Origin of the sequence: Arthrobacter sp. NPDC097144, assembly GCF_044762205.1 — a bacterium.
Lineage (GTDB): Bacteria > Actinomycetota > Actinomycetes > Actinomycetales > Micrococcaceae > Arthrobacter_B.
This window is the reverse complement of sequence record NZ_JBIWDW010000003.1, coordinates 346,816-358,908: the sequence shown is the minus strand read 5'-3', so window position 1 is coordinate 358,908 and position 12,093 is coordinate 346,816. Positions and strand designations below refer to the sequence as shown.

General features: G+C 64.2%; 12 protein-coding genes. 5 read left to right on the top strand and 7 right to left on the bottom strand.

Features of this window, described 5'->3' with window-relative positions:
- The first annotated feature begins 285 nt into the window (after positions 1-285).
- Together ACIQXM_RS08705 and ACIQXM_RS08700 are read left to right on the top strand one after the other, a co-directional pair.
- Positions 286-1,242 carry a LuxR C-terminal-related transcriptional regulator gene (locus ACIQXM_RS08705; protein WP_400930932.1) on the top strand — a complete coding sequence of 319 codons (957 nt, stop codon included), beginning with the start codon at positions 286-288 and terminating at the stop codon, positions 1,240-1,242.
- Between the two features lie 47 nt (positions 1,243-1,289).
- Complete coding sequence (locus ACIQXM_RS08700; protein WP_400930470.1) at positions 1,290-2,582, top strand: PLP-dependent aminotransferase family protein; 1,293 nt, start codon at positions 1,290-1,292, stop codon at positions 2,580-2,582.
- 13 nt (positions 2,583-2,595) lie between these two features.
- On the opposite strand, the gene ACIQXM_RS08695 is transcribed toward ACIQXM_RS08700, so the two are convergent.
- The 5 genes from ACIQXM_RS08695 to ACIQXM_RS08675 form a co-directional block, all read right to left on the bottom strand.
- Positions 2,596-2,805 carry a hypothetical protein gene (locus ACIQXM_RS08695; protein ID WP_400930468.1) on the bottom strand — a complete coding sequence of 70 codons (210 nt, stop codon included), beginning with the start codon at positions 2,803-2,805 and terminating at the stop codon, positions 2,596-2,598.
- 69 nt (positions 2,806-2,874) lie between these two features.
- Positions 2,875-4,284, bottom strand: a complete 1,410-nt coding sequence (locus ACIQXM_RS08690) for a dihydrolipoamide acetyltransferase family protein (RefSeq protein ID WP_400930466.1) — start codon at positions 4,282-4,284, stop codon at positions 2,875-2,877.
- Between the two features lie 63 nt (positions 4,285-4,347).
- Positions 4,348-5,328, bottom strand: a complete 981-nt coding sequence (locus tag ACIQXM_RS08685) for an alpha-ketoacid dehydrogenase subunit beta (RefSeq protein ID WP_400930464.1) — start codon at positions 5,326-5,328, stop codon at positions 4,348-4,350.
- Positions 5,325-6,518, bottom strand: a complete 1,194-nt coding sequence (gene pdhA, locus ACIQXM_RS08680) for a pyruvate dehydrogenase (acetyl-transferring) E1 component subunit alpha (RefSeq protein ID WP_400930462.1) — start codon at positions 6,516-6,518, stop codon at positions 5,325-5,327. Before pdhA ends, ACIQXM_RS08685 begins: the two co-directional genes overlap by 4 nt.
- Before the next feature lie 142 nt (positions 6,519-6,660).
- Entirely contained in the window at positions 6,661-7,818 is a 1,158-nt protein-coding gene (locus tag ACIQXM_RS08675; protein ID WP_400930460.1) for a histidinol-phosphate transaminase, read from the bottom strand.
- 83 nt (positions 7,819-7,901) lie between these two features.
- Between ACIQXM_RS08675 and ACIQXM_RS08670 the strand changes: the two genes are divergently transcribed.
- Positions 7,902-8,300 carry a phage holin family protein gene (locus ACIQXM_RS08670; protein ID WP_400930458.1) on the top strand — a complete coding sequence of 133 codons (399 nt, stop codon included), beginning with the start codon at positions 7,902-7,904 and terminating at the stop codon, positions 8,298-8,300.
- Here the strand turns inward: ACIQXM_RS08670 and ACIQXM_RS08665 are convergent.
- Entirely contained in the window at positions 8,262-9,632 is a 1,371-nt protein-coding gene (locus ACIQXM_RS08665) for a hypothetical protein (RefSeq protein ID WP_400930456.1), read from the bottom strand. The two genes, ACIQXM_RS08670 and ACIQXM_RS08665, sit on opposite strands and share 39 nt — an antisense overlap.
- Positions 9,633-9,917 carry a hypothetical protein gene (locus ACIQXM_RS08660; protein ID WP_400930454.1) on the bottom strand — a complete coding sequence of 95 codons (285 nt, stop codon included), beginning with the start codon at positions 9,915-9,917 and terminating at the stop codon, positions 9,633-9,635.
- Positions 9,918-10,160: 243 nt separating this feature from the next.
- Here ACIQXM_RS08660 and purB point away from each other — a divergent pair, with 243 nt between their 5' ends.
- Both purB and ACIQXM_RS08650 read left to right on the top strand, forming a co-directional pair.
- A complete protein-coding gene (gene purB / locus ACIQXM_RS08655; RefSeq protein ID WP_400930452.1) occupies positions 10,161-11,582 on the top strand; it encodes an adenylosuccinate lyase in 1,422 nt (473 codons plus the stop codon).
- Positions 11,583-11,672: 90 nt separating this feature from the next.
- Complete coding sequence (locus ACIQXM_RS08650) at positions 11,673-12,080, top strand: VOC family protein (RefSeq protein ID WP_400930450.1); 408 nt, start codon at positions 11,673-11,675, stop codon at positions 12,078-12,080.
- The last annotated feature ends 13 nt before the right edge of the window (positions 12,081-12,093 follow it).

The following is a 12,093-nucleotide window of genomic DNA, read 5'->3' as shown; positions in this document are numbered from 1 at the left end:
CGTCTACCCTTTGAAATGCCCGGTTGCTGTCATGACCTAATCGACCCTTGCACTTCAGGTGCCAATGAGGATCGTCGCCGGGAAAACCGCGGGGTGATGCTGAGAACGGACAATTTGTGGCCTCAGGAGCCTCCATCCGGCATAGTGGCATTAAGCGGCCATGTCCGTTATTCCCGCTGGCCGGGAAACCTTGGGACTGCCGGCGGCCCGCCGCCCGGAACAGTCCCGCCTCCGGTGAGTAGGCTGGTCCCCAATTGATGAAAAGGAGCGGATACCTTGGATGATGTGTCCCAGTCCGTCTACCGGTACGCGGTGAGCTCCCCGGGCTGGACGATCGAGGAGGCCTCTGAGGCATTGGGCCTTACCACGCGCTCCATCCAGGGTGCCATAAGGGAGCTGGTCGAACGGTGCCTCTTGGTGCAGGCCAATGAAAACCAGCACAGTTACACCGCCGTCTCCCCCGACGTCGCCCTGGCCGAACTGGTGGATCCTGACGAACGGGCCCTGTTGGACCTTCGTTCGCGCATTGGAGCCAAGCGCCGCGAACTCGCGGGCCTGGTGCCGATTTTTGCCGAAGCAAGCCGGCAAGTGTCCACGGACGCCTCGGTGGAAGTTCTGGAAAACCCGGAGCAGGTGCTGCGCATCCTGATCGAGTATGCCCGCTCGGCGTCCGAGAGCGTGCTCATGGCCCGCCCCGGGCAGGGTGCCACAGCCGACACCCAGGAGGAGAGCATCCAGAAGGATGTGGACCTGCTCCAACAGGGCATTGAACGCCGCACCCTTTATCACTCGAGCCTGCGCGACCACATGCCCACCCGGAAAGCCATCGAAATTGTCACGGCGGCCGGCGGGCAGTTCCGCACCCTGCCGCACATCCCTTTGCGGGCAGTCATTTTCGACCACAAGGTTGCCGTTGTTCCGCGGGCAAGGGACAGCCGGGACCGCGCCGGCCTGGTTGTCCGAGATCCTGACATCGTGCAGATGTTTGTCTACATGTTTGAATTCGCCTGGGAGCTGGGCGAACCGTTCCTGACCAAGGATCCGGCGCCGGGGCAGCTCACCAGCACCCAGCGGTCGATTCTCCGTGCTCTCGCCTCGGGACACCCGGATGAGGTGATTGCACGCCGGATGGGCATCAGTGTGCGGACGTGCCGCCGGCATATCGCGAAGATGTTGGAGGACCTCGGAGCTGAGAGCCGGTTCCAGGCGGGAGTGAAAGCGCACCGCGCGGGGTGGATCTAGGCAACGGATGTTGCCCAGCGGTGAACCCGAGGGACTAGGATGTGGGGATGACTTTCGAGGAGACCGCCGTCACAGTCCTGACCGCCGAGACCCAGACGGCACTCGACCGCGCAGTTGCATCCGCCCACCGCCATGATGCCCTGTTCTCCGACCGGGCCTTCCACATCAAGCAGTCCGCCGTCCGTGACGTCTTCGACATTTCCATCCGGCCGGGACTGATTTCCCTTGCCGGCGGAAGCCCCTACCTCCGGTCCCTTCCCCTGGCGGACCTGGGCGAGTCGGTCCGGCGCATCGTTGCGGAGCAGGGGCTGGAATCCCTGCAGTACGGCGCAGGCCAGGGGATGGAGGAGCTTCGCATCCAGGCCTGCGAGGTCATGGCGGCGGAAGGAATCCACGACGCCGACCCGGCGGACATCGTCATCACCACCGGTTCCCAGTCCGCACAGGACGTAGCTGCCAAGGTTTTCTGCAACCCCGGCGATGTGGTGCTGTGCGAAGATCCCACCTACGTGGGCGCCCTCAACGCGTTCGAGGCCTACGAAGTGGAAATGCGGGCCCTGCCGGTGGACAGCGAAGGACTCATTCCCGAGGCTCTGGAGGAACACATCACCTCGCTGCGGGCACAGGGAAAAACCATCAAAATGCTCTACACGATCCCGAGCTTCAACAACCCCAGCGGAGTGACCCTGGCCGCACACCGGCGCCCGCGCATTGTGGAAATCTGCGCCGCGGCAAATATCCTCATCCTGGAAGACAACCCGTACGGGATGCTGCGCTTTGACGGGCAGCCGCTCATTCCGCTGCGGGCCGGGAACCCGCACGACGTGCTGTACCTGGGATCCTTCTCCAAGATTTTCGCCCCGGGGGTCCGTGTTGGTTGGGCGCTGGTCCCCCGGCACCTGCACCGCCGCTTTTACCTGGCCTGCGAGGCTGTGGTGCTCTGTCCGTCCCCGCTGACCCAGATGCTGGTTTCCGCCTACCTGCGGGACTACGACTGGATGCAGCACATCAGGGATTCGCGGGTGCTGTATGCCTCGCGCTGCGCTGCCATGCTCGCGGCGCTGGCCACGGAATTGCCCCACGGCGTCACGTGGACGGTGCCCGACGGCGGTTTCTTCGTCTGGCTGAGCCTGCCCGACGGCGTTGACACCTATCCCCTGCTCCATGAGGCCATCGAGGCGGGAGTTGTCTTCATTCCCGGAGCCGCTTTTTCACCGTCGGATGAACCCTCCAACAAGCTCCGCCTGGCCTTCAGTGCGGTGTCCGAAACGGACATTGCCGAGGGCGTGCGACGCCTCGCCCCTGTCCTGCGCCGGGCAGTGGAGCAGGCTGCGGGTTAGCGGGTACGCGGGCTTAACGGTTTCTTCTGCGCCGTTCAAGGAACGGAAAAACCACGAGGAACAGGCCCAGGATGATCAGCAGACGCCAGAAAGTCCCCAGCCCCGGGAAAAGTACGATCAGCAGGCTCGACACAACGAATGCCGCCACGAGCAGGATGAGCGTGCGCTTAAGGTCAATGGACGGAGGGCCGCCCCGGCCCCGGGGGCCGCGAGGATTAGTCATAATCCCCGATCGTATCCGGACTGCCGGGGCGCCCGCAGCACCGGCAGTCCGTAACGGTCCGGCGGCAGGCTAATCGAGCAGCAGCGCCGGTTCCTCGAGGATCGAAGCGACGTCGGAGATGAACCTCGCGGAAAGGTCGCCGTCCACCACCCGGTGGTCAAAGGATCCGCCCAGGGTAGTCACCCAACGCGGAACTACTTCGCCGTCCACGACCCAGGGCTTTTGCTTGATGGTGCCAAAGGCCACGATTGCCACCTCCCCGGGATTGATAATCGGTGTTCCGGTATCAATTCCCAGCGCTCCGATGTTCGTGATCGTCAGCGTTCCGCCCCGCATGTTCTCCGGCGGGGTTTTCCCTTCCCGTGCAGTGGTTGCCAGGGAGTTCAGGGCAACGGCCAGTTCCTTGAGGGAAAGGTCCTGGGCGTCCTTAATGTTCGGAACCATCAGGCCGCGGGGCGTAGCAGCGGCAATACCGAGGTTCATGAAGTGCTTGACCAGGATCTCCTCGCCGCCCCAGGACGCGTTGACCGACGGATTGCGTGCGGCGGCCCAGATGACGGCCTTGGCCACGATCAGCAGCGGTGAGACCTTGATGCCCTCGAAATCCCGTGATGCTTTCAGCCGCTTGACGAATTCCATGGTGCGGGAGGCGTCCACATCCACGAAGATGCTGGCATGGGGGGCGGTAAATGCGCTTTCGACCATTGCCTTGGCAGTGGCCCGGCGCACGCCCTTGACCGGGATCCGCTCGATCCGCTGATCGGTGTGGCTTTGGGGCGATGATCCGTTGGTGTCACCGGCGTCCTGCCCGGAGGCATGCTGCGCGGAGTAGGTGAGCAGATCCTGTTTGGTCACTTCGCCGCTTGCTCCGGTGGCCGGAACGTCCGCCAGGTTGATGCCGAGGTCCTTGGCAGCCTTGCGCACCGGCGGCTTGGCCAGGACCCGTTGGACGAGCCGGGTGAGCGCATCCTGCACGGCAGCCCCTGCAGCCTGCGGTGTCACGGCAGGCCGTGCCCCAGCCGGCGGAGCCACAGGTGCGGGTACTGCTGCTGGTTCCGTCGGAGCCGCATCGGGCTCGACAGGCGGGCGGCTGCTCCGCGGACGCCGCTTCACGGCGTCGGCCTTGGGCCCGGTACCGGTAAGGGAAGCGCTGGGCTGTTCGTCGTCGCCCGCGGACGCCGGAACGGGCGCGGGCGTCATGGGAGCTCCGGGCTGCTGGCCGGTTTCCTGTGCCGGGGAACCGGCCGCAACCGTAATGATCGGCGACCCGACGTCTACGGTCTCGCCCTCCTCCACGAGGAGCGCGGAGACCGTGCCGGCGTAGGGCGAAGGCAGTTCCACCAGCGATTTCGCCGTCTCAATCTCGACGATGACATCATTGATCTCCACCGTGTCTCCGGCTTTGACCTTCCACTGGACAATGTCAGCCTCTGTCAGGCCTTCTCCCACGTCGGGAAGGTGGAAAGTTCTCTCAGTCATGGCTTCTCAATCTTTGTGGACGCATGGTGTGCTGCGGACTTGGGACGGGACCTTAGGCGCCGCTCAGTAAGCGAAGGACCGGTCCAGGGCGTCCATCAGTTTGTCGATGTCCGGCAGGTAGTGCTCTTCGACCTTTGCCACCGGATACGGCATGTGGAACCCGCCGACGCGGATCACCGGCGCTTCCAAGGACAGGAAGGCGCGCTCAGTCACCCGGGCCGCGATTTCGCCGCCGATGCCGCCAAAGGTGGGTGCTTCATGGGTCACGATCAGGCGGCCGGTCTTCCGGACCGACGCGGTGACGGTGTCAAAGTCAATGGGCGAGATGGAGCGCAGGTCCACCACTTCAATGCTGCGCCCATCCTCCTCCGCCGCTTTGGCCGCGGCCAGTGCCACGGGGACCAGCGGCCCGTAGGTCACGATGGTGGCATCAGTGCCCTCACGGAGCACATGTGCCGCATACGGATCCCCGGACGGCTTCCGGGTATCAACATCGCCCTTGAGCCAGTAGCGGCGCTTGGGCTCAAAGACGATGACGGGATCCATGCCGGTCATCGCCTGTTGGATCATCCAATACGCGTCCTGGGGATTGGACGGAGAAAGGATACGCAGACCGGCGGTGTGCGCGAACAATGCTTCCGGCGATTCCGAATGGTGCTCAATGGAACCAATTCCGCCGCCGTAGGGAATCCGGATGACCACCGGGGCGGTCAGCGCACCTTCGCTGCGGGAATGCATCTTGGCCAGCTGGGTGGTGATCTGGTTGAACCCGGGGAACACAAAACCGTCGAACTGGATTTCGCACACGGGCCGGTAGCCGCGCAGCGCCAGGCCGATGGCGGTACCGATAATGCCGGATTCCGCCAGCGGGGTATCCATCACCCGGTCGGCCCCGAACTCTGCCTTGAGCCCCTCCGTCACGCGGTAGACGCCGCCGAGGTCGCCGATATCTTCACCCATCAGCAGGGACTTGGGATTCTCGGCCAGTCCAGCCCGCAGGCCGGCGTTGATGGCCTTGGCCATGGTCATGGTCATGGTGCTCATTCGGTGGGCTCCTGGGAATCGGCGAAGCCGGCTTCATAGCGGCGGTGGAAGTCCAGTTCTTCCTGGATCAGCGGATGCGCCTCGGCGTAAACGTCAGTGAACGCATCAGTAAATCCGGGCGATGACATGGCCAGCACGTCCTCCCGAAGCTTGTCGGCCATGACCTGGCCTTCCTTGGCGACCGACTCAAAGAAGGAGTCGCCGGCAATGCCTGCGCTTCGCAGGTGCTTCTCCAACCGGGTCAGCGGGTCACGGGAAACCCAGGCTTCCTCGTCGGCGCTCAGCCGGTACTTTGTGGGGTCATCAGCAGTGGTGTGGGCACTCATCCGGTAGGTGAACGCCTCGATCAGCACCGGACCCTTGCCCGAGCGGGCATGTTCCAGCGCCCATGCGGTTACCGCCCGGACGGCAACAACGTCATTGCCGTCCACCCGGACGCCGGGGAAGCCGTAGCCCTTGGCGCGGTTGGCCAGCGGGATCCGTGACTGCACCTCGGTGGGCACCGAGATGGCCCAGTGGTTGTTCTGGCAGAAGAAAACCACGGGGGCGTCATAGGACGCGGCAAAGACCATTGCCTCGTGGACATCACCTTCGGAACTGGCGCCGTCGCCGAAATAGGCCACAGTGGCAGCTTCCGGGAGCTGCGGCTCCATCTTCCGATCACGCGCCATGCCCATCGCATAACCGACGGCGTGGGGAACCTGGGCGGCCAAGACCAGGGTGTAGAGGTGGAAATTGGTCTCCTTGGGGTCCCAGCCTCCGTGGGAAACGCCGCGGAAGCGGCGCAGAAGCGAGGACAGCTCCAGCCCGCGGGTCATTGCCACGCCGTGTTCCCGATACGTGGGGAAGACGTAGTCCTGGGCCTGCAGGGCTCGCCCGGAACCGATCTGCGCACCTTCCTGCCCTGTCATGGGAACCCACATCACCAGTTCGCCCTGGCGCTGCAGGGCCGTGGCTTCCTGATCAAAGCGGCGGATGGTGAACATGTCCCGGTACAGTCCCCGGAGCTCCTCTGCGCCGAGGTCTGCAACGTAAGGGCTGTACACATCGTCCTTCAGGAGTTCTCCCTCGGGACTGAGCAACTGCACCATCTCCGGACGTGCTCCGCCCCCGGCACTGCCGAGGTCAGCTCCGGGCAGGCCGAAAGGATCAACGGCCTCCGTCCGGGCAGCCAGATGCTTCAGGTCCATACTTACTCCTCGCCGGGCCCAGATGACCTGCACCGCGCTAGATATATGCCGCACCAGGAATAGAACACCGGCGGGGCATATATGTGGAACGTTCTTCACTCAGCCTAACGAGCAGCGGCTCCCGGTCCGCACTTAGGACACGCTAGGAAAGTCGGGGCCCCTTTGTATAAGTCGCACATAAAGCGAGGAATCGGGTATTTGCCTCGTCCTCCCCGATGGTGACCCGAACGCCTTCGGTGCCGAAGGCCCGCACGGCGAGGGCCTGCTGCTCCGCCAGCGCCGCAAACTCGGGGGTATTTTCCCCAAGCTCCAGCCATACGAAGTTCCCCTGAGCCTCGGGAATCCGCCATCCGAGGGCCTTCAAACCCTCAACCACCCGGGTCCGTTCAGCCACGAGTCCTTGTATTCTTTCCACAAGTTCCCCGTGGTGGCGCAGGGACACCACTGCGGCCGTTTCGGCCAGCTGCGAGACGGCAAACGGGACAGCGGCAACGCGCAGGTACTGGGTCAGGTGCGGCTGTGACACGGAGTAGCCCACGCGCAGGCCGGCCAGTCCCGCGCCCTTGGAAAAGGTGCGCAGCACCACCACATTGGAGTACTTGCGGTACATATCGATGCCGTTCACGGCCTCCGGGTCGCGGACAAAATCCTCGTACGCCTCATCGATGACCACGATCACGTCCGAGGGGACCTTTGCCAGGAAATCTTCAACCTGGGCGGCGGTCAGCGCCGGACCGGTGGGGTTGTTGGGCGTGCACAGCAGGATCACGCGTGTCCGGGAGGTGATGGCCGCGGCCATGGCGTCCAGGTCATGGGTGCCATCCGCGCGCAGCGGCACCTGGACGCTGTCGGCGCCGGACAGGCCGACACTGATGGGATAGGCCTCGAAGGAACGCCACGGGTAAATCACTTCATCGGGAAGGCCGAGCTCGTCCTGTCCGGCAAAGGTGGACAGCAGCTGGTTCAGCGCACCCAGGCTGCCGCCTCCGGTGACGATGTCCTCCGCAGGAATGTCCAGGAAAGACGCGAGTTCAGTGCGCAGGGCCGTGGAGAGCGGATCCGGGTACCGGTTGATGTCCTGCCGGTTGCTGATTGCTTCGAGCACGGCAGGAAGCGGCGGAAACGGGTTCTCATTGGAAGACAGCTTGTAACTCTGCAGTCCATCAATGCTGGCCGGCGGTTTACCCGCGGTGTAGGTGGGCAGCTTCGACATCACGTTGCGGGGGAGGATCCCGGGTGCCCGGACGTCAGCGGCGTAGGTGTCCTGGGTGTCCTGGGTGTCCTTTTCGGTGGTCGTCATAGACTTAACCCTAATAGCCTTTGGGGTCTTTCGTGATCTGGACCACCAGGGATCCGGAATTGCCGGTATGTCAGCATGGTGCCATGCGCTTCCTGATTCAGATCATCATTAATGCCCTTGCCCTCTATGTGGCCGCGTGGCTCGTTCCCGGCATCACGGTCATCGAAACGGGAGGCGCCTTCTCGGGCAACCCCACCGTGGATCTTGTCCTGGCCTTCCTCTTCATTGGTTTGCTGTTCGGCATTGTGAACGCGCTGATCCGGCCGATCGTCAAACTCCTTGCCCTGCCGCTGACCATCCTGACCCTTGGCCTTTTCACCATCATTATCAATGCGGCCATGCTGATGCTGACCTCCTGGCTGAGCAGTTACACACCGGTTGACTTCGCTGTTGACTCCTTCTTCTGGACGGCCATCCTGGCCTCGATCATCATCAGCCTGGTCTCACTCGTGGCCGGCTCGCTGACCGGAACCCGGCGGTAGCGGACGCCTCCGGGGTGACAGCCGGGGTGTCGCCCGAGGCGCCGGAGTTGCCGGCCCGGAAGGCACGGGAGGCCGGCTGGGTTTCCTCGAGAACTTAAAGAGGCCGCGCGTGGCAATCGATGCGGGCGGAATGATCTCCGCCAAGGAACCCAGGGACTCCCTCAGGGAAGGGTCCCGGCTGGCATCAGCTGCGGCGGCCAGTTCCAGGTACAAGTCCAAGTCGTGCGCCGGCCCGAGGCCGCCCGGGCTGCCTTCCGCCGACGCCGGCGTCCGCCCCGTCACCGTGATCCGGTCCGGCGTGTCAGGATTCATGGTTCCGTCCGTCCCGGGGACCCAATCCTGGTAATTCTCGAAGTGCAGGACCTTCACCCCGTCCGGCGTGCTCCGGTCTCCTGCCGGAGCACCGGCCGTCACAATCATTTCGACGGAGAACTCACCGGACTCCCCCAGACGGGCCCCCGCATTCACTGCATGAATCCCGCCCTGGCTGTAACCCACCAGGATCACTGCGTCATTCGCTGAGGCGCCCGCCAGCCGGAGCGATTCCGCCACGGCGTCGGCGATGAAATGACTGTCCTCGGCGCGTCCCTCAGCGTTGCCGTAGTTATCAAACGGGTTGGGCCCCACAAGAACGTTCCCGGCGTCCTGGGTACCGGGCAGAGTGACAATGCGAACGCGCCGCGCGCCTGTTTGCACGGTCAGGATCTCCACGACACCGCGATCCGGTCCGTCCAAGAGCACCTTGGAGCGCTCCAGCAGAGCGCGTGCCGTGCCACTCAGCTCAATATCCGCCTGCCCGCCCTCACCCCTGACGACGTCGATCGGCCGAAGCTCTCCAAACCCGCGGCCGGCAAGCTGCTCCATTACTTTCTCTATGAGAAGGCCGTTGAACGGCGGCACCATCAGTTCGCTCTCCGCCCGCCCGGGCAAACCGCCACCGCCGCGCCGCCACATTTCCACACCCGCCGGCGCACCCGCCAGCCAGGCAAGCCCCTTTTCCAGCCCTTCCTCAGCCTCCAGATAGTTCCGGGCAGCCCGGCGGAGATCGCCAGCCGCTTCCTCCACGTCCCGTTTGTTCCGTGAAAGGCCTGTCAGAACAAGGTCAGCCGCAGCAGCGGCCACCCGGGCAGAGGGATGCACCGAACTGGTTGTGCAGAGGAGCATGTACATCTCCCTGCATCCTGACCGCAGCGATGACAGCTGAGCGGCGGATTGGTCCAGAATCCCCGCCACCGACTCCAGTTCCCGGTACTCCACGGTCAACCCGTGCGCGCCGCCCCGGACATCAATCCCCGGCACTGAATGGTCCTCGGCGGACCACTGGGACGGCATTTAGTGCCTTTCCGTTCCTGCGCCGCGGATGTTATCCAGATGCCCCTCCACGGCTGCAGCACAAATTTTCAGATCCTCCAGCGTTCCCGCAAGACCCTTGATGTGCCGGCCAAGGACCTCATCAAATTCCCGGGCCGCCGGAGAACGCCAATCCATCCTGCTGAGCGCCGGCAGATCCTGTTTCATGTCCGCCAGTTTTTCCGCTGCCTCCGCCACATAGGCGGCAGCCTGCTCCGCCGCTTGAACATCGCGCGGACTGGCCGCCGGCTCCCCCAACATGTCCATCGATCTCCTCCGTCCCGGACAGCCGGAACACCCGTCCGCTGAATGCCGCTTCAGTTCTTTCATACCGCGGTGCGCCACGGAGCGGCCGGGCTTTCGCTGGGGAAAAAGAACTGCATCTCCGCTCCCCGCAGGCGCTGTGGAGGACAAGCTCGTGCTGGCCGGGAACGGATCCGGCAGAACGGGGGCCCCGGACCGCCAAGTCACAGAGTGAGCCCTTCCGCCGGAGCATGAAAGAATTGCGGCATGGCTGACTCCGCTGCTCCCCGCGTCCCCCTTGCCTCCGTTACCCCCGCCATTGCCCTGGGCCCGTTGGACGGCCGGTACCGCGGCGTCACGGCTCCGCTGGTGGACTACCTTTCCGAAGCGGCCCTGAACCGCGACCGCACGCATGTGGAAGTGGAGTGGCTCATCCACCTCACCTCACATTCCGTCCTGCCGGGCACCTCGCCGCTGAGCACCGAGCAGCAGGACCGGCTGCGCGGAATTGTCTCCGGTTTTGACGGCAACTCCATTGCCGAGCTCGCCGAAATCGAGCAGGTGACCGTCCACGACGTCAAGGCCGTGGAGTACTACATCGGACGCCGGCTGCCGGAGATCGGCATCGAGAACCTGACCGCCCTGGTGCACTTCGGCTGCACCTCCGAGGACATCAACAACCTCTCCTACGCGCTGGGAGTCAAGGGTGCCGTCGAGAATGTCTGGCACCCCGCGGCCCTCGACCTGGTGGACCGGATCACTGCCATGGCAGAGGAAACGCGTTCCGTTCCCATGCTTTCACGCACGCACGGGCAGCCTGCCACCCCCACCACGCTGGGCAAGGAGCTGGCGGTGACGGCGCACCGGCTGACCCGCCAGCTGCGCCGCATTGAAAAGACCGAATACCTGGGCAAGATCAACGGCGCCACCGGCACTTACGCCGCGCACTACGCCTCGGTGCCCGGTGCGGACTGGGAACAGGTGGCCCGCAGCTTCGTGGAAGGCCTCGGCCTGACCTGGAACCCGCTGACCACGCAGATTGAATCCCATGACTGGCAGGCCGAGCTGTACGCGGACATTGCCCGCTTCAACCGCATCCTGCACAACTTCTGCACCGACGTGTGGAGCTACATTTCCATCGGCTATTTCAAGCAGATCCCCGTGGCCGGCGCCACCGGCTCCTCCACCATGCCGCACAAGGTCAACCCGATCCGCTTCGAGAACGCCGAAGCCAACCTGGAAATCTCCAACGGCCTGCTGGATACCCTGGCCTCCACCCTGGTGACCTCCCGCTGGCAGCGCGACCTCACGGACTCCTCCTCGCAGCGCAACATCGGCGTGGCCTTTGGACATTCCGTGCTGGCCATCTCCAACGTGGTCAAGGGCCTCGAGCGCCTGGACGTGGCCGACGACGTCCTCGCCGCCGATCTGGACACCAACTGGGAGGTGCTCGGCGAAGCTATCCAGATGGTCATGAGGGCCGAGGCCGTCGCCGGTGCCCCCGGCATGGACAACCCCTATGAGCGCCTGAAGGAACTGACCCGCGGACACCGGGTCGACGCGGACCGCATGCGCGAGTTTGTCACCGGCCTGGGCCTGCCCGCCGAAGCCGAAGCACGGCTGCTCGCCCTGACGCCGGGCAAGTACACGGGTATCGCCGAATCTCTCGTGGACCACGTCACGAAGTAATCCGGAACACGCAACGACGGCGGGAGGCCGGGTTTCGAAACCCGGCCTCCCGCCGTCGTTATTTCAGCGCCCGCGCCTTACTGTTGGCGCATGAACGGATTCCCTCAGCTGCTCACTGCGGTTCTGGACACGCCCGATGTGCGGGGCCTGGCCGAGTTCTACCGCCAACTTCTCGGTTTTCGGTACCGGCCCGGGGACGAGCCGCAGGAAAGGGACGACGATGCCGATTGGCTGGTCCTGACCGACGCGGACGGCAACTCCAGACTGTCCTTCCAATTCACTGAACATCTTCAGCGGACCACCTGGCCCCGGCCGGATGTGCCGATGCAGATGCACCTGGACCTCACTGTTCCCAACCGCCAGGCACTTGAAGAGCAGCATGCCAGGGCATTGGCCCTGGGAGCTGAACTCCTTTTTGACCGCACGGATGATCCCGATGAGCCCCTGTATGTCTTTGCCGATCCGGCCGGACATCCGTTCTGCATCTTCGTTTCCTGATGCTGAACGGATG